Origin of the sequence: Candidatus Sneabacter namystus (assembly GCF_008189685.1) — a bacterium.
Taxonomy (GTDB): domain Bacteria; phylum Pseudomonadota; class Alphaproteobacteria; order Rickettsiales; family Rickettsiaceae; genus Sneabacter; species Sneabacter namystus.
Window position 1 is genome coordinate 568,529 of the sequence record NZ_CP043312.1, and the last position, 17,333, is coordinate 585,861.

Below are 17,333 nucleotides of genomic sequence, written 5' to 3' on the forward strand. Positions count from 1 at the left end.
AATACAAGATGTTTACAAAATTACGCAGTAGAATAATAAGTTTTTTTCAGTATTTTTGGACAGCGTCAATAAAAATAGTAGAACATGACGGTATCGAGCATGCAGGGTACATGTCTTTTATTATGCTGTTGGCAATTTTTCCGACCTTATTGTTATTTTTATCGATCAGTACTCTTGTAGGAGCGTCTGATATAGGTAAACATCTAATAAAGTGGTTAGTGGATAATATGCCACACGCCACAACACACTCCATAAAACCTCACTTAATAAAGCTAACTTCTGCTCCTGCACAAAGTTTGATGACTTTTGCAACAGTAGGCAGTATATGGACAGCATCTTCTTTAATAGAAGGACTTAGAACAATACTAAACAGAATACATAGAGTACACAATCCACCAAGATATCTTATAAGAAGACTTCAAAGCACCTTGCAATTGCTACTTATAGGACTTGGTACTTTTCTAGTGATCACATCACTTGTATTCTTTTCTTATATAACAGCACCTTTTTCAATAGATCTTATATTGAGAAAAACCGTGACAATGTTTTCCACGATACATAATTTCGCAATATACATAACACTTTTCTGTTTTGTAAGTGCACTGTACTACATTATACCTAACAGAAAAATACGATTACCTTCTGTTATTCCAGGAGCATGCGTTACAGTAACGTTATGGGTATTAAGTGGACGACTTTTCTCTTCTTATCTGTCTTTATATTCCCAGTTCAATATTATATACGGATCTTTAGGTGGAATAATTATGACTTTATTGCTTTTTTACACAGTAAACTTAGTATTTATATACGGAGCAGAAGTCAATAGTTGTGTTGAACAAAATAGCAAAAGAAACAATTTTTTCAGTGCAGTACGATAATATAACACTAAACAACCTTAGTGATACTGAAAGGTTAGGTAAGAATATTATCTCAGGTATTACCACATTTCCTACCGTTGTAGCCTTAACAGGGCCATTAGGCAGTGGTAAGACTACATTATGTAAATACCTAACTCATGCTTATCTGAATGTAGACGTATCGGTTGTCAGTCCAACCTTCAATATTTTAAATATATATACCGGAAAAGATAAAAAAGTATACCACTATGATCTGTACAGAGTGAACAATGCGTTAGATTTAATAGAATTAGGCATTGAAGAAGCATTACAAGGTTGCAAACTAATTCTAATAGAATGGCCAAGTATGGCAATGCAGTACATAAAAAACACAAATGTACTATTCGTAGAAATAACAACAACCAATATCGCTAGAACTGCTTCTGTACGAACTGGTTAAAAGTATCAAAGCTTACCTTGAGCTACTATATAAATCTCTCGAGATTCTTTCCTGCTAGCTTTTGGTTTAAATAGAGTTACCTTTGAAAAAAATGTACGAATATGAGAGATGAAATTATCCTGTTCTGCTCCTTGTAAACATTTCATCACTAAATTACCATTTTTACGTAGTCTATCATGTGCGACTTTCATACAAGCTTCACATAAAAGCAATGATCGAACGTGATCTATATCACCAAATCCGCTCGAATTAGGAGACATATCGCTTAAAATCACATCTACGCAACCATTCTTTTGACCAGTTACATCAAAAAGTAACTCTTGCACTTTTATACCAAATGCCTTGGAAAGACAGTCATTTTGATAAAAATATACTCCAGATAATTTCTTCATCGGCAAAATGTCTACTGCCACTACAACGCCGCGTTTTGCGATATTAATAGCGACCTGACTCCAACTACCAGGAGACGATCCTAAATCCAATACTACATTATCTACATTGATCACAGAAAAAGATTTTTGTATATCCAGCAATTTATAAGCTGCTCTACTACGGTAACCATCTTGCTTAGCTAAGCGCACATATAAATCAGAATCATGACGCTCAACCCACCTACGAGAAGAAGCTGTAATACCTCGTTTTTTATTTTTCATCTTTCTTACCTTCAATACATAAAGCTAAAACAACACCGTCAGCAAAAACCAAATTCACATAATCTTTATTCTTAATACGAGCTGCAGAACTGATTATATTGCCATTTTGATCTTTTACTAAAATGAAACCTTTTTTAAGAATGCTGTTCACATCAAGTCCGTGTATTTTTGCCTCGTATACTTCCATCTTGCGTTGCAAATTAAAGACAAAGGCACCCATAGTAGCACATAGAGAATTGTACAACATCTGTAATTTCACCTTTTCTTTTTTAATAAAATTGAAAATAAGAGCTGTGCTAATTTTGCTACGAGATAACCTTTCCTCATAATTACGTAAAGAACGTACTATAATTCTGTCATATAACTCGTCCAATCTCTGCTCTTTATATAGTAATGATGCTATCATCCAACCTGAGCTAGGAACATGAGCGCAAAGCAACTCTTTTTTACTAAGAAGATATTGGGAAGAAAAAGCACGTAAAAAATCAATAATACGTGTCAATCTTTGCTGCAAATCAGGTAATACCGGTAACACCATCTCTATAGCAGCAGTCGGTGTAGGAGCTCTAACATCTGCGACAAAATCTGACAATACAAAATCTGTTTCATGCCCTATTGCAGATACAACAGGCACTTCAGAGGCAAAAATAGCTCTTACTACTTTTTCATCGTTAAAACTCCACAAATCTTCTATAGAACCACCACCTCTTGCAACGATTATTAAATCCGGTTGTACTGATATCTCATTAGCAGGCCCTGCATCACGCACATACTTTCCAGATCCTAATACATTAATTGCCTTTTCTACTTCTCCTGCACTACCTACTCCTTGTACAGCAACCGGATACAACAAAATGCTGACAGGATATCGATTTTGCACACGATGCAGCATATCTTGTAATACTGCACCCTGCATAGAAGTCACTATACCCAAAGTTTGAGGATAAGCTGGAAGTTTCTTCTTATGTTCTGAAAGAAACAAGCCTTCTTGCTGCAATCTTTGCTTCAAAAGCTGAAATTGCTGCATCAAATCCCCTTTTCCTATATGACTAACAGATGCAACGTTGATCTGATATTTAGATTGTCCACCATAAATGCTGACCTTTCCATAAATAAGTACCTGCATCCCATCTTCCAAAGAGACGTTCAAAGATTTGATGGCAAAACTCCAACATGTACAAGCAACAATACTTTTATCATCTTTCAGGTTAAAATAGGCATGTCCGGAATGTGATACTTTGAACCCTGAAATCTCTCCTGATACTTTGACCCACGAAAATTGACTTTCCACTACAGACTTCATATGACGTGTAAACTGCGTCACAGTATATTCCCCTACTGTATCTGAAACATTATCTGTAAAATTTTGTTCAAGAGACATAAAGTAAGTCTTAAAAAGACCACACAAAGGCAGCCAGAGTTAATAAAGAACTAATAGATAATATCTTTTATCTCACATGTTATTGTTTCCTTATGCTTCCAATAACTTCTACGTAAAGTTACTATAACAGATAAGACAACATTTTTAGTCAATAATACCTTTCCTATTCCATTACTTATCGCTTCGAATGCAATCGCAGGTATTGATTTTTTAGAAAAAATATCCACCAGAATGCAACTTACATGCTTATTGTTAACAACTTTAGCATTTATTACCGATATCTGAGTCATTTTAAAAACAGGTGTAGCATTTCCAACACCAAAAGGCTCAAGAAAAGATAATTGCTCAAACAACTCTGAAGTAAAAGCACTGATAGGTAATTCAAAATCAAAGAAGCAGTGATGTTGTATGCTAGACTTATTAAACTCATTAGATAAAAACAATCGCAAATCTTCCACTTTATCTTTTGTTACAGAAAAACCGGCTGCCATATCATGCCCACCACCTTCCGTAATTAAATTTTTTTCTTTTGCTAGTAAAATTGCTGCCCCAAAATTAAATCCCTTTATCGATCTCCACGACGCTCTTCCTATGCCATTTTCATCCAAAGATATAACAGCAACAGGCCTATCATATATTTCTTTTAACCTACTTGCCACTATTCCTATTACTCCTACATGCCATAAATCACCACATACAACTATAACATTATCTAGCCCATGCTCTACAATAAGCTGACATGCTTCCTCCATAACATCATCTTGTATTTTTCTACGCTTTACATTACATTCGTGCAGATATGTAGAAATCTTGACAGCCTCAGCTTCACTGTCAGTAGATAACAATTTGGCACCCAGCATAGAGTCACCTACCCTACCACCGGCATTAATCATAGGGCCAAATACAAACCCCAAATGTCTCACCGTTGGTTCTTCCGCTAAAGCTGCGGTATCACTGAGATTACGAAGCCCTACATTTTGCCTTTTTTTCAATATCTTCAGTCCTTGAGTCACAAAAACTCTATTTAACTTTATCAAAGGCATGACATCGCATACAGTGCCAAGAGCAACTAAATCTAATAATGACAATAAGTCAAACGTTTCAATCAACCTTTTTAAGTATGTATCCTTCAAGCAACTGCTAAGAGCAACAATAAACATGTATGTTACACCTACAGCTGCCATATAATGTAAACCAGACGTATCATCCAATCTATTAGGGTTAACGACAGCATCTGCATCTGCAACACGCGATGTACAGATATGATGGTCCAATACTACCATAGACATACCAAGACTCTTAGCCAACATAATTTCTTCAAAAGACACAGATCCACAATCAACAGAAATAATACAAGTAGAATGCTGAGAAATACGCTTAATAGCGCTTTCAGATAGACCGTATCCTTCCGTAATACGATCTGGTATATATACATTACATTCTACACCAAGTGCCTTAAAAAATTTTTTTAATACAGCACAAGACGTAGCTCCGTCTACATCATAATCAGCAAATATACATATACGTTCTTTCGCAAGCAAAGTCTTCTTAACACATTCAACAGCACAATCCATATCCTTTAAGACAAAAGGATTTGGCATTTGATGGCGTAAAGTCGGAAATAAGAAAAAGTTCACATCTGATATTTCTATCCTAGAACTAATAACTTGCGCTACTATATCATTTAGCTTGTAGCGTAATTTTATATCCTCAACTATTTCTTTCTTATGTTGCTTTAAAAGCCAACGCTTTTTCAGTATAGAAAACATTTAAATCATAAATTTACAAGATGTTAACTCTAAACAAAGTCTTTTAAACTCACGACCTCTATGCATAAAGTTATCAAATTGATCAAAAGATTTACTCGCAGGAGAAAAAAGTACAACAACCTCAGAGTCTGATTTTCGCGCATCTAATATCACCTTCATTAAGCATTCTCTAAGTGTATTAAATGTATAACATTCCATAAACTTATTAAGTTTGGCATAAAGTAGCTCACGATTCTCGCCAAAAAAATATCCTTTTCGAACATGACCCAACTCTGGTATCAACATATCTTCTTCTATGTTATGTTGCCTACCACCTGCAATCCAGTAAATGTTACGCATTGAACGTATAGCACATACAGTTGAGAGCATATTAGTAGCTTTACTGTCATTATAGTAAGTAACATTTCCATCTTTAAGAACCAATTCAAGCCTATGTTCTAATCCCTTAAAGGATCTTACAGCAGAGGATACCTTGTTCGGATCACATCCAAGCAATAAACACACAGTAATTGCAAAACTAAAATTCTCTTCATTATGTTTGCCTAATAAGCAAAAATTCTTCAAAAAATTACATTCAAGAGAAGGTAAATCCCTGCCATGCAAATTATGAAATACAGCACAATCAGGTAACGAAGAAATAGAAGAAAAAGCACTGCTTTTGTATCTTTGTTGCAACGCTTTATATTCGTAACTACTTTTTACATCTCTTACAACGAAATATCCATCTTGATATAAAAAGTCAGCAAGGTGTAACTTAGATTGCAAATATTCATCGAATGAAAGATACCTATCTTCATGATCGGGGGTAATATTTGTAATACCAGCAATACTGAACTTAGGATACTTTAACAAATCTATCTGAAAAGAGGATAATTCCAGTACATATATCTCAGACTTAGGCAAAGATAAACACGGAGTGCCTATATTGCCCCCTAAAGAATGAGATAAGTCACAAAAATTTAAAATATGTGAAATTAAAGATACTGTTGTACTCTTACCATTGGTGCCAGAAATACCAACATATGTCGCATCAGGATCTCTATTATAGAGCAAATCTATATCAGATATTATTTTTACACCACAAGCAGCAGCTTGTTTGACTATATTGTGAGCTTTTTCACCAGCAATACTAATACCAGGACTTACAACGAGGTAATCTAAATTTTCCCAAGCGTCATCATCAATACTTTTTACAAGAATATCTCCAACACGGCTTTGCGCACTATGTATAGCTGATGCATTGTCATCATAACAAATCAACAACTTTGCTTTGCCTTTTAAAAATTCCAAAACACTTAACCCAGTTACACCAAGGCCTAAGATTCCTATTGCTTTAGTGTTGAAATCATCAATAAAACTAGTTTTCATAATCTCTGTTGACTACATTTATGTCATACAATACAATCTGGCCGTTGTATATTTCTTCTAATGAACAAAACATTGGCTAAATTACTTTCTCAAGCTACAAAATTAACAGCTGCAGCGTTTAGCCACATATTTCCAATAAAAAGAAGCGAATTAAAGAAGTTTTGTGCAATAGCAGCCTTGTTATTCTGCATACTATTTGTTCAAAATATTTCCAAAGCCTTAAAAGATTCCCTAATCACCACATTAGTTGCAACAGAAGTCATTTCAGTACTAAAAATATGGGGAGTTTTACCATCATCCATATTAGCCGGAATAATATACGTAAAACTGACAAAAACAATAAAAGCAGAAAATATATTCTACACGATAATTACAGCCTTTGTGGCATTTTTTCTGTTATTCGCGTTCGTCATTCTACCGAAACATATATACTCCTCACATCTTCTTGATCTTAACACAGCGGCAGTCAAATGGAAAAGTCTAAAACTATTCGCTTTAGTAATATCTAATTGGAGTTGCTCTTTGTTATATGTTGTATCCGAATTATGGTCCAACATAGTGTTATCATTGCTGTTTTGGCAGTTTGTAAATGCTATTACTCCAGTTGCAACTTCAAAACGACTTTATGTGATGTTTGGAGTATTAGGACAAACTGGCCTGTATCTGTCAGGATCATTTTTACAAAATATACCTAACTTAACATCTTGGCTTATCCACAAATTTTCTCTTAAAATCTCTCAAACCGTTTTATGTATACAGGTAGTACTAAGTATAATGGCGCTGTTCGGTATAGCCAGCATAGTGATATTCTTCTTACTAAACAAATTCGTAATCGACAAAGAAGACCTAATAAACTTTAATTTCAAACCAAAAAAATCACAGCAATCAACTCTTGAAAGTATAAAATTAATAACACAGTCTAAATACATAAGACTAATAGGATTGTTGCTAATGTCATACGGTATCTCCATAACCACTGTAGAATCTATGTGGAAAGACAAAGTAAGAATGATGTATCAAATTCCAGAATTTAACCTTGCGTTTACTGGTATGACACTAAAATATAGCGGTATAGTAACAATAGTTGCAGTGATTGTCGGATCAGGAGTAATAAGAAAATTTGGTTGGAAAGCTGGAGCTTTAATTACACCCATATGCACTTGGTTTTTTGGTACCATATTTTTTATTACAGCAAATTGTGAAACAGCCGCTACAGTACTTGCTTCGATATGGGCTACAAATACCTTATATGTCACACTTATTGCAGGTGCACTGCAAAATATTTTTACCAAAGCGACAAAATACACTCTTTTCGATGCAACTAAAGAAATGTCATATGTGCCATTGGATCCTGAACTAAAGACTCAAGGTAAAGCATGTGCAGATACTGTCGGAGTTAAATTTGGTAAGTCGTTAGGAGCTCTTATACAAGCAAGTATATTTTCGTTGATGCCAAATGCGACATTTTCTTCCATATCAGTCTTTCTCATGATTTTATTCTCAATGACATGCGTGCTGTGGTGCTATGCGGCAAATCAATTAGGTAACGAGTATAATAAAGCTGTATTACACCACGACTAGAAAATAGTAAGAAATGTTTTCAGTTCGTTGATAACAAAATATACAAATGTTAAAATGTCGTTCGTGCGGTGGATGTCGTTTTAGATGTAAAAGGTCAGGTCGGAAGAAGCAGCCTACATGTAGCCAACAGGTCACCGCATTAATCTCTCTCGTGCAGTATGTTGTTTTATGTCATTTAAGTTAGACCAAGAGGATGTCAGCTAATGCGTGGATGCTAAAATATAGGCCTAAAAATCTTGGAATGGTACAGGCGCAAAGTACCTTTGTAACGATACTGTCTAACGCTATAATACAAAAAAGAGTATCACACTCATACCTATTGACCGGAATAAGAGGTATAGGTAAAACCTCTATCGCGCGAATAATAGGGAAAACGGTAAATTGCAGCAATCAAAAGATAGATAAAGGGGCTCAAGTAACACCGTGTGAAAATTGTGAAAATTGTGCATCGTTTAACAAAGGAAATCATCCTGACATAATAGAGATCGACGCTGCAAGCCATACCAGTGTAGATGATGTAAGAACAATAACAGAGAATGCAGCATACAAACCCCTGTTAGGTAAGTTTAAGGTCTACATAATAGACGAGGTACATATGATGTCCAAGAGTGCGTTTAATGCAATGCTAAAAACAATTGAAGAACCACCAGAACATTTAATTTTTATTTTTGCCACAACAGAAAGTAATAAACTGCCGCCAACTGTTATATCAAGATGTCAAAGGTTTAACTTAAACAGATTTTCTAACAATGAAATTGTGCAATTATTAAAAGACATATGCACAAAAGAAAAAGTAAATATTACAGACAATGCTCTTGCCATTATTGCAAAAAAAAGTCAAGGCTCTGCAAGAGATGCAATATCTTTACTGGAACAAATAAGTAATATCGCAAATACACAAGGCAATATAATTGAAGTCGACATAGTAAATTCAATACTAAATCTAGAAGAACACCAAACCTTGCTCTCTATGCTGTCACTTGCACTACAAGGTAAAGGCAAAGAAGCATTTGCAATACTGGATCAAATCTCAAAAAATAGAATAAATTTTTCTCATATATTAGAAGAGTTATTAGAACTAGTTGGAGTGTGTTCAAAAGTAAAACTCTGCCCAGAAAGTGCTGTAGAAGACATAGATCTTAAAGAAAATATACACGCTTTAGCAAAATGCTCCTCATTGGAAAAGTTAACTATAACATGGCAGTTAATTTTAAATACAATAAAAGACTTAAAAGAAGCACCTAATCATCTTCCGGTGATAGAAATACTATTATGCAAAATTGTGTATATATCAGAGATGTCAGAGGTGAAAGAAGAAGGAAATCAACAAGATGATGACTCTTATAAGAACATACTAAAAATTTTAGACACCTTAAAAGAAAAAAATCTGTTAAATTTATGCTATTACCTAATGAATAACGTAGAAATAAAATCATGTACATCCACAATCTTAGAGATTATGGCAGACCAAAACGATCCTCTTAACGACAAATTAAGAGCTATCTTAAAAGAAAATGACACAGATTTAGTAGTAACACCTTTACAAAAACATGCCACCATAAGAAGCTTGAAGAATAAACTTGTGGAATTGGTAAAAACCTCTTCTCAATGGAAGATTTTGCATGAACATTACAATGTAAAAGAAGTACAAGATATACTACTCAACACACAATAACTTAAAAAATGCATCAAGAATCTATAACAGCACATGACCTCAAACGCGCAAGAGAAGCACTGTCTCTTTCTATAGAAGAAGTGCATAACGCAATAAATATCAGTGTCAAATATCTTAAACTTTTAGAAGATGAAGAAGATGGGATGCAAAAGTTAGAGAGCCTTGTATCACCAGTGTATGCAAAAGGATATAAGAGAATATACGCTCAATATCTAGGAATAGATACTATAGATGCAAATCAAATGTTCCATACGCACATGAACAGCCATCCTCAACTACAAAGCATCAACAACAAAAGGCATGATTTTTTAAAAATCCTTTTAAATCGGTGGTGCATCACGATAATGTGTACTTTGATCTTTCTTGTAGTATTCTTCTTTACAAAGCCTAGTTAAAACTTGCCTACTACCCCAGCACAATAGGCTATGGCCAAAGCATCTGATTCATCATAACTACTAAATCGTATTCCATTATTATGCACAACCTTTACAACAAAATTACGCACCTGAGCTTTGCCTGATTTACCATTACCAGTAACAACTTTCTTCACAGTTACAGGGGCTACTTCTATTACAGGAATTTTTCTATCCCCTGCAAGTGCAAGTATAATGCCTCGTACATAACTCAACTTAAAGACAACTCCTATATCTTTTCTAAGAAACACTTCCTCTATAGATATAGCATCTGGCCTATGCTCATCTAACAATTCGTGAAACTTTTTCATAAGCTTATACAGCCTTATAGAGATATTTTCAGCAGGGTTGGTAAAAATCGTGTCACTGTCTATATAAGAAGCAGCACCATCAGAATACTCTATTAAACTCCAACCACATACTAAAACACTTGGGTCAATACCAAAAATTCTCATAACTTTCTAAAAATCTAATTCCATATAATGCTCTGGGGGCCTGATACTACTAAACCTAGACTTGAGCAACGCCCTAAAACATGGAACGGACTTCAAAACCTGATACCAACCACGCAATGTAGGGTACCTATACCATTCAACATAGTTAAAATAGTCTAACATTGCAACATGAGACGCTAAAGCAATATCAACTACGCTCACTTTATCGTACAACAGAAAATTTCTATCCCTTATAACACAAGAAAAATAGTTTAAATAGTAGACCTGTCGAGACGTAGCGCTCCTCAACACATCACCTCTAGGACTACCTCTATTGGCTAAAAGACGTAACAATTTTTCCTCTATTATTCTCTGAGATACGTGATAATAAAATTCTGAATTAATAACTGATAACAACCTTCTCATCTCCGAAATGGCACGTAAACTACCGGGAAATATATGTGAATTTGGATACAAGGACAATAGAAATTCTAATATAGGGTATGCACCATCTATAACGCCAAATTTTCTGCATTTCAGCAAAGGTACAGTAGCAAAAGAACTAATATCAGCTAATTTAGCGTTACGATACCAGTATTCTTCTTGCAAGTATTCACAATCAAGAGACATGTATTCCATAGTTACCATTATCTGACGTGATAAAGGGCATGATGGATGATGATATAAAACGTACATTGTTATTTTTAGTAAAACACTTTATAAGAGTTGTCTTTTACATGCAAACATGCACTTTTGACAGTATTTGCCAAAAGAAATGCCACTGTCATTGGCCCAACACCACCTGGTACCGGAGTAATAGTCGATATATATCCGTTTACATCCTGAAAATCAACATCACCTACAAATACATCTCCTACACGAGAAATACCAACATCTATAACTGTACTACCTCTAGAAAAATATTCTTTACCAAACCTATTAGGTATACCTGTAGCAACAATAACAATGTCACCTGATTTAGTTACATTTGCAAGATTAGCAGTTTTACTATGACATATAGTCACAGTAGCATCATAATTAAGCAACAACGAAGCAAGTGGCCTACCAACAATATTTGACCTTCCAACTACAACAACATGTTTACCTTTTACAGATGAGACTGATGTAATTAAGCGTAAACATCCAAGAGGTGTACAAGGTATAAAAGCATCCTCATTATTCTTGGTCAACAATCCTACATTTACAGGGTTCAGTCCATCTACATCTTTGCAAGGTGCAATCGCCTTAGAGATACTATGTGCACATAATGAAGAAGGTAATGGTAATTGTACTATAACACCATGTATCTTTCGATCATCATTCAGTTTTTTTAGAAGACTCATCAAATCATCATACGAACAATCCATATCTTTCTGACAGAGAGTAGTTTGTATACCTACCTCTCTGGCTTTATTAATTTTATTACGCACATACAAAGCACTAGCAGGGTCATTACCAACTATCACGATAGCCAAATGGGGAACGATATCATATGTGCTCTTTAAAAAAAGAGTCACCCGACTAACTTCTTGCAATAAATTTTTAGCAAGTTTTTTTCCATCTATTAGCTTTGATAGCATCTAATTTGGCACACCTTGAGTAGTAGAATACTGAAATCTGAGAGTTTTTTCAGGAAATACTTTTGCATAAGCATCATGTAAAGCAAATGACACCTCAGCAAAGCCAGTTAAAATTAGCTTTAATTTATGTTCATAAAGTGCAATATCCCCCACCGCATATACACCAGGTAAATTGGTCATACAAGTGGGATAACTCACCATAACTTTACCTTTGTCCACGCTCAGCCCCCAATTTTCTATTGGGCCTAGACGACTCTTAAGACCAAAACAACACAACACCTTATCAACTGCTAAACGCCTAACCTCTCCTTCCTTGATGGATGCTATATCAACAGCCTCCACAACACCTCCTTTACCCATGATATCATACACTTGATACGGAGCGCAAATCTCAACAATACCGGCATCAACAAATTTCAACATTTTCTGCAAACTTTCTTCTGCACAACGAAATTTTTCACGTCTATGCACCAAAAATATCTTCTTCGCAACACCTGATAAGATGTTCACCCAATCTACAGCTGAATCTCCTCCTCCCGCTATTAAAACTACTTGTCCATCAAAGTGTGAATAATCTTTAACGCAATACGCCACACTCCCAGATAACTCAAAGCTATCAATGCCTTTTATGTCAGGCTTATTTGGAACAAAAGAACCATTACCAGCAGCAATGAGTACAACAGAAGATTCGCACTCTATCCCACTTTGTGTTTTTATCAACCACTTATCTCTCTCTTGAGTAAGTTCGGAAACCATATCTCCCAAATGATAAACAGGACGAAATGGTGCCGCCTGGTCTATTAAAGATTTAACGAGTGCCTCAGCAGCTATACATGGGTGCCCCGGAATATCGTAAATTGGCTTTTTAGGATACAAAGCTGTACACTGTCCACCTAGCGTTTCCAACGCATCAAAAAGATTTACTTTCATTCCTAGCATTCCAGCCTGAAAAATAGAAAACAAACCAACGGGCCCACCGCCTATAACCACAACATCCGTTTTAATACGACTATCCATAATTTGTAGATTAATTCATAAACAACACTACAGTATATAAGATGACAACATTTAACAAATATAAAATTGATCTTGCAACTGTTTTTGCTACAATGTCTGTGTACATTCGCAGTGTACTATGGCGATAAACTGTACTTATAATAGCAAACGTGGACCCGGGGGCAGTACCCGGCACCTCCACCAAAAAAGGCACATGCAAATGGGGGTGACATAGTATCGACACTTTGACGAAAGGGGTACATTTCTCTCGGGGACAGATCACCCGATTTGTAGTTTCTGCAATAAAAAGATCTATTCCTTAAACGGAAACAACAACAAAAGGTGGGCTCTAGCTGCTTAAAGTAGCTATCCTCCAGCGGTTCCGAGGGCTTTCCGAGCAACAGAAAAGCTCTCAACTAAAATCTTGAATGCAAATTTCTTTTCAAACAGACAAAGCTCTTTCAACAGTGAAACAAAAACTGCCCACGTACGCGCGAAAAAGCTGACGCAAAGAACACTAACAAAATACGAATGTCGTAGATCTAAACGACAGAAATAGCAACCCTGTTATTAGATTGCCTGAAAAATTTCACGATCCCCTCTTGAACAGCAAAAATAGTATGATCTTTTCCAACGCCAACACCAACGCCTGGTAAAAACTTTGTACCACGCTGTCTTACTATAATGGAGCCTGACGAAATCTTTTGACCATCAGAACATTTAACACCTAAACGACGACCAGCAGAATCTCTGCCATTACGTGAAACACCTCCAGTTTTTTTGGTAGCCATAGCATCTTACCTAACACATTTATTATTTTATTCCGATAATTCTAACCTTAGTAACAGGCTGACGATGTCCAAGTTTACGCCTATAGTTCTTTCTTGCATGCTTCTTAAAAACGATCACTTTATCTTCTCTGCAATGCTCCATCACAGTAGCTTTAATTGAAGCATTAGGTACGACTGGCGCCCCAATCTTAATCTCTCCGTCGTCAGATTCAAGAAACAGCACTTCATCAAACATTACATCATCGCCGACATTTGCAACTATCTTCTCTACCGCTACAACATCACCCGCAGAAACCTTATACTGCTTCCCACCAGACTTTATAATCGCAAACATTATCCCCTTCTGTTCTTGTTAATATACATATTAGACATTACATCATCCCACATTTCATGCGCTCTTCTCTCGTCATCGATTAAAGATATACTTCTTGCAACATCCATAGGATCAGGAGAGTAACGCTTTAACACAGCCTGCAGAGATGCAACCTTACTCTTAAGGCTACCTACCACACTCTCTATCTTAGATGAAACACCGCCGAATCTGTCTACAAGACCTCGCACATCTAAAGAAGCCTTCTTTAAAGCTTTAAAATACTCTTCAACAACGACGCTCTTACTCTTACCAGTAACAGTATCAACAGCTCCAGCAGGCAAAGAATCTAACTCTTTTTTCACATCTTTCATAATCCCATCTATATCCTTCGCATCAAGATCCACCTGTTCAAGGTACACAGACTCAGACATTTTATCATCAAATAAACGCCTCACATCTTCAAATCTAGACAAAACAATCACCTTACGAACCGAAACCGCACTCACCAAACGCTCTTCGTCTTCCGATGTAACATTTGCTATACCATTTCGTACAGCATGTTCATATTCTTGTTCAACTTCCTGCATTATTTTATCTAAAGAACTCCAGAAAGCTGTCCAACGCTCTGATACTTCCTTTACAATCAAACTTTTCTCCAAACCATACTCTGCTCCAGAAGAAGCCTCATGCAACTCGCACATACCATCTAAGTGCTGCTTACGCTCAAAAGCAGACATACGAGATAATGGCAAACCAAACATTTTCTTGGTTTCTTGAGCTAACTTTATATTCTGTAACAACGAACCAAGACCCGATAAACCTTGGCAGTTACTCAATTTTGTTAATGACATATCATCCTCTTACTATTCCCTTTGCACAATCTAGCAAGCTATCAAGAAACTTGTTCACAGATTGTATGAGGAGGTTAATATATTCCAGAGTTCTTGCCAAGTCTTTTTCTTCAGAAACTAACTCTGCTTGCAACAAAGAATACTGGAAGACCTGTTCTTTTTGCACAGCATCTTTTTCAGACGCAGCTAGTTCAACAGAGTCATGGTAATGTTTAAAAATTTCAGGTATCTCATTTGAACAATAAGTAATTACATCTTTTACAGTAGAAAAACAATCTTGCACCTGCTTTCCCTTGGTGCAAGTACCCTTCCAAGCCTTGTTAAATTCAATCAGTACATCTCCATCTGCAGGCTTATCTTTCAAAGATAGCAAATCTTTACTACCAGCTGCGTTAGATAAACAAGCATTCACTTCCTTACATACGGATTCGGCTACTTGGGTTAAATACATACGTACTTTAGGAATCACAAGCGAATGCATCTCAGCTAATCCAGACAATCTGCCTCCACCTAATACGCTTACATCTGACTCAAACTGTATACCTTTATCTGATTTTGCGCCCTTGTCAGCCGAGGCACCATCTACATTTGTCTTTGATGTAAAATTATTCAGCATAAAACTCTTAGAACTATCACCTTTTTTCTCTTTTGCACCCCTTATATTGTCTAAACGTACGCCAAATGACAGGCCATCGCTATTTTTATCATCGATATCTATAACAACTGCACCTGAGATAAAATCATTTGCAGAGATAGACGCACCTAATACTTTAATAGGTACCTGTGCCTTTGAACCTTCGAAAGATACTCCAGATGAATCTATTTCAACAAATTCAGACAATTTATTGATCGCTTCATAACATTGCTCTCCCTTACCCATCACTTCAAATTCAGAAGAAGAACTAGGTACACTCTTCATGCTTTTTGCGACATCAGACAATTTTAAAGCAGAATTATTAAAATCATTGACTTGTTTTACAAGATCACTAAACACTGAACGCTTAGTTACGTGCAAAACGCTATTCAAATCATTAACAAGAGATACTAGCCTTTCTACATTAGATATCACTACGTCAAGATCATGAGCACTGAGCGCCCCTTTATCTGTGTGACGTTTCACTACCCCTTGAACATCTAAGATTTGTTTAACAAGTTTAGGGGTGTTACTAGCATCAGAAAAAGCAACTTCTAAATTATCACAATACTTACTCAAGCTAGACATTTTCTCAAATGCACTATTAGCAGCAAATTGCTTTGCACCGCCTGCCCAATCTATATCACAGCTCCAATTTTTGCGTACCGTAGAAGAATAACCAAGCTTATCTACAGCTTCATCACAATTAGATCTCAAGTTAATATAAGTAGCCCTATTTCCCATAGAGCGCCTTGCAACGTTTAAAGCACACCTATCCATAAGATATTTCTGCTGGCCACACAACAAGCCTAAACCCTTTATAGTCATAAACTACACACAAATTTAATTAACATTCTTCGTCTATCACGCCTCCCTTACCAGCAGACCTATACATATTATAGTTTTCATCTCCTATAGCGGACGAAAGCAATGAACGAAAATCATCCAACGTTTTACTCCATATTTCAGACTTACCAGCTATCTCTTTTCTAACCTGAGCAGTTAGGCCGTGCGGAAAATCAGCATGAGATTCAATAGCATCAAACATGCCTGTAGCACTTTCTACTACCTTTCCTAATTCTGAAACTACAGCAAAAAAACCCTTTGTATTACCTTGTCGCAACAAATCCTGCCCTTGCTTACTAAGCTCTACCACATTCTCAACCGCGAGCTTCACATCTTCAACCAGCTTCATCAAGGAAGTAGTCTCACTACTAGGTACGTCCAACATCAAACCTTAATATCTAAAGTATTGCCAGAATATAACTTGCCTTTATCATACCCACAATGTACATCTAGTTCCTGCATTTTTCGAGAGATACCAGAAGAACACAAATCAGCAATCATATCTTGCACCAAATTTTCTATATGAACCTTAACGCACTTACCAGTAAAAACTTCACTTTCATTACTCGTAACATTACCACTAGCAATTTTAGAAACCTTAAACGCCCCCTTAATCAACATACTTACACCTTGGGAAACAGAGCGAAAATCAGATACGGTCGGAGTCGAAACTCCAGGGGTGCGAGCCCCAAAAAAAACACTTACAGACATACAGCAACCACATTTCGTAATCTATCGTTCAGAGAACTGTT

19 protein-coding genes and 1 other RNA gene are annotated in these 17,333 nt (G+C 36.1%); 6 read left to right on the top strand and 14 right to left on the bottom strand.

Features of this window, described 5'->3' with window-relative positions; all coding sequences use genetic code 11:
* Positions 1 to 8 precede the first annotated feature (8 nt).
* Both FZC37_RS02815 and tsaE read left to right on the top strand, forming a co-directional pair.
* The gene (locus FZC37_RS02815) at positions 9 to 878 is read left to right on the top strand and encodes a YihY/virulence factor BrkB family protein (protein WP_148952199.1); all 870 of its coding nucleotides are present in this window, start codon (positions 9 to 11) and stop codon (positions 876 to 878) included.
* Positions 829 to 1,296, top strand: a complete 468-nt coding sequence (tsaE, locus tag FZC37_RS02820; protein WP_172619349.1) for a tRNA (adenosine(37)-N6)-threonylcarbamoyltransferase complex ATPase subunit type 1 TsaE — start codon at positions 829 to 831, stop codon at positions 1,294 to 1,296. Before FZC37_RS02815 ends, tsaE begins: the two co-directional genes overlap by 50 nt.
* A 5-nt stretch (positions 1,297 to 1,301) precedes the next feature.
* Here the strand turns inward: tsaE and FZC37_RS02825 are convergent, their stop codons facing one another.
* The 4 genes from FZC37_RS02825 to murD are packed head-to-tail and all read right to left on the bottom strand — an operon-like array spanning position 1,302 to position 6,467.
* Positions 1,302 to 1,949, bottom strand: coding sequence for an RlmE family RNA methyltransferase (locus FZC37_RS02825; RefSeq protein WP_148952201.1), 648 nt, complete (start codon positions 1,947 to 1,949; stop codon positions 1,302 to 1,304).
* Positions 1,939 to 3,330: an exodeoxyribonuclease VII large subunit gene (xseA, locus tag FZC37_RS02830; RefSeq protein WP_148952202.1), complete on the bottom strand. Its 1,392-nt coding sequence runs from the start codon at positions 3,328 to 3,330 to the stop codon at positions 1,939 to 1,941. The genes FZC37_RS02825 and xseA overlap by 11 nt, the downstream gene beginning before the upstream one ends.
* A 50-nt stretch (positions 3,331 to 3,380) precedes the next feature.
* Positions 3,381 to 5,099 (bottom strand): single-stranded-DNA-specific exonuclease RecJ, encoded by a 1,719-nt coding sequence (recJ, locus tag FZC37_RS02835; RefSeq protein WP_148952203.1) that lies wholly within the window; start codon positions 5,097 to 5,099, stop codon positions 3,381 to 3,383.
* A complete protein-coding gene (gene murD, locus FZC37_RS02840) occupies positions 5,100 to 6,467 on the bottom strand; it encodes a UDP-N-acetylmuramoyl-L-alanine--D-glutamate ligase (protein ID WP_148952204.1) in 1,368 nt (455 codons plus the stop codon).
* Positions 6,468 to 6,527: 60 nt separating this feature from the next.
* On the opposite strand from murD, the gene FZC37_RS02845 reads away from it, so the two are divergent.
* The 3 genes from FZC37_RS02845 to FZC37_RS02855 all read left to right on the top strand — a co-directional run bounded on the left by FZC37_RS02845 (position 6,528) and on the right by FZC37_RS02855 (position 10,118).
* Positions 6,528 to 8,048: an Npt1/Npt2 family nucleotide transporter gene (locus FZC37_RS02845; RefSeq protein WP_148952205.1), complete on the top strand. Its 1,521-nt coding sequence runs from the start codon at positions 6,528 to 6,530 to the stop codon at positions 8,046 to 8,048.
* A gap of 193 nt (positions 8,049 to 8,241) precedes the next feature.
* Entirely contained in the window at positions 8,242 to 9,723 is a 1,482-nt protein-coding gene (gene dnaX / locus FZC37_RS02850; protein WP_148952206.1) for a DNA polymerase III subunit gamma/tau, read from the top strand.
* Positions 9,724 to 9,731: 8 nt separating this feature from the next.
* On the top strand, positions 9,732 to 10,118 hold the full coding sequence (locus FZC37_RS02855) for a helix-turn-helix domain-containing protein (RefSeq protein ID WP_148952207.1): 387 nt from the start codon (positions 9,732 to 9,734) through the stop codon (positions 10,116 to 10,118).
* Here the strand turns inward: FZC37_RS02855 and FZC37_RS02860 are convergent.
* Genes FZC37_RS02860 through FZC37_RS02875 form a run of 4 tightly spaced genes read right to left on the bottom strand, consistent with a single transcriptional unit; the run spans position 10,115 to position 13,167 of the window.
* Positions 10,115 to 10,591: a crossover junction endodeoxyribonuclease RuvC gene (locus tag FZC37_RS02860; protein WP_148952208.1), complete on the bottom strand. Its 477-nt coding sequence runs from the start codon at positions 10,589 to 10,591 to the stop codon at positions 10,115 to 10,117. The genes FZC37_RS02855 and FZC37_RS02860 overlap by 4 nt on opposite strands.
* A 6-nt stretch (positions 10,592 to 10,597) precedes the next feature.
* Complete coding sequence (locus FZC37_RS02865) at positions 10,598 to 11,266, bottom strand: glutathione S-transferase family protein (protein ID WP_148952209.1); 669 nt, start codon at positions 11,264 to 11,266, stop codon at positions 10,598 to 10,600.
* 8 nt (positions 11,267 to 11,274) lie between these two features.
* On the bottom strand, positions 11,275 to 12,150 hold the full coding sequence (locus FZC37_RS02870; RefSeq protein ID WP_148952210.1) for a bifunctional 5,10-methylenetetrahydrofolate dehydrogenase/5,10-methenyltetrahydrofolate cyclohydrolase: 876 nt from the start codon (positions 12,148 to 12,150) through the stop codon (positions 11,275 to 11,277).
* Positions 12,151 to 13,167 (bottom strand): NAD(P)/FAD-dependent oxidoreductase, encoded by a 1,017-nt coding sequence (locus FZC37_RS02875; protein ID WP_148952211.1) that lies wholly within the window; start codon positions 13,165 to 13,167, stop codon positions 12,151 to 12,153.
* Positions 13,168 to 13,229: 62 nt separating this feature from the next.
* Here FZC37_RS02875 and ssrA point away from each other — a divergent pair.
* Positions 13,230 to 13,561, top strand: a transfer-messenger RNA (tmRNA) gene (ssrA, locus tag FZC37_RS02880).
* A 127-nt stretch (positions 13,562 to 13,688) separates the two neighbouring features.
* Here the strand turns inward: ssrA and rpmA are convergent.
* Genes rpmA through FZC37_RS02910 form a run of 6 tightly spaced genes read right to left on the bottom strand, consistent with a single transcriptional unit; the run spans position 13,689 to position 17,292 of the window.
* Positions 13,689 to 13,937: a 50S ribosomal protein L27 gene (gene rpmA / locus FZC37_RS02885; protein ID WP_148952212.1), complete on the bottom strand. Its 249-nt coding sequence runs from the start codon at positions 13,935 to 13,937 to the stop codon at positions 13,689 to 13,691.
* A 22-nt stretch (positions 13,938 to 13,959) separates the two neighbouring features.
* Complete coding sequence (gene rplU, locus FZC37_RS02890; RefSeq protein WP_148952213.1) at positions 13,960 to 14,271, bottom strand: 50S ribosomal protein L21; 312 nt, start codon at positions 14,269 to 14,271, stop codon at positions 13,960 to 13,962.
* Positions 14,271 to 15,101: a hypothetical protein gene (locus tag FZC37_RS02895; protein WP_148952214.1), complete on the bottom strand. Its 831-nt coding sequence runs from the start codon at positions 15,099 to 15,101 to the stop codon at positions 14,271 to 14,273. Before FZC37_RS02895 ends, rplU begins: the two co-directional genes overlap by 1 nt.
* A 1-nt stretch (position 15,102) precedes the next feature.
* On the bottom strand, positions 15,103 to 16,563 hold the full coding sequence (locus FZC37_RS02900) for a hypothetical protein (protein WP_148952215.1): 1,461 nt from the start codon (positions 16,561 to 16,563) through the stop codon (positions 15,103 to 15,105).
* Positions 16,564 to 16,582: 19 nt separating this feature from the next.
* Positions 16,583 to 16,930, bottom strand: coding sequence for a hypothetical protein (locus FZC37_RS02905; RefSeq protein ID WP_172619350.1), 348 nt, complete (start codon positions 16,928 to 16,930; stop codon positions 16,583 to 16,585).
* A gap of 35 nt (positions 16,931 to 16,965) precedes the next feature.
* Positions 16,966 to 17,292 carry a hypothetical protein gene (locus FZC37_RS02910; RefSeq protein WP_148952217.1) on the bottom strand — a complete coding sequence of 109 codons (327 nt, stop codon included), beginning with the start codon at positions 17,290 to 17,292 and terminating at the stop codon, positions 16,966 to 16,968.
* Between the last annotated feature and the right edge of the window lie 41 nt (positions 17,293 to 17,333).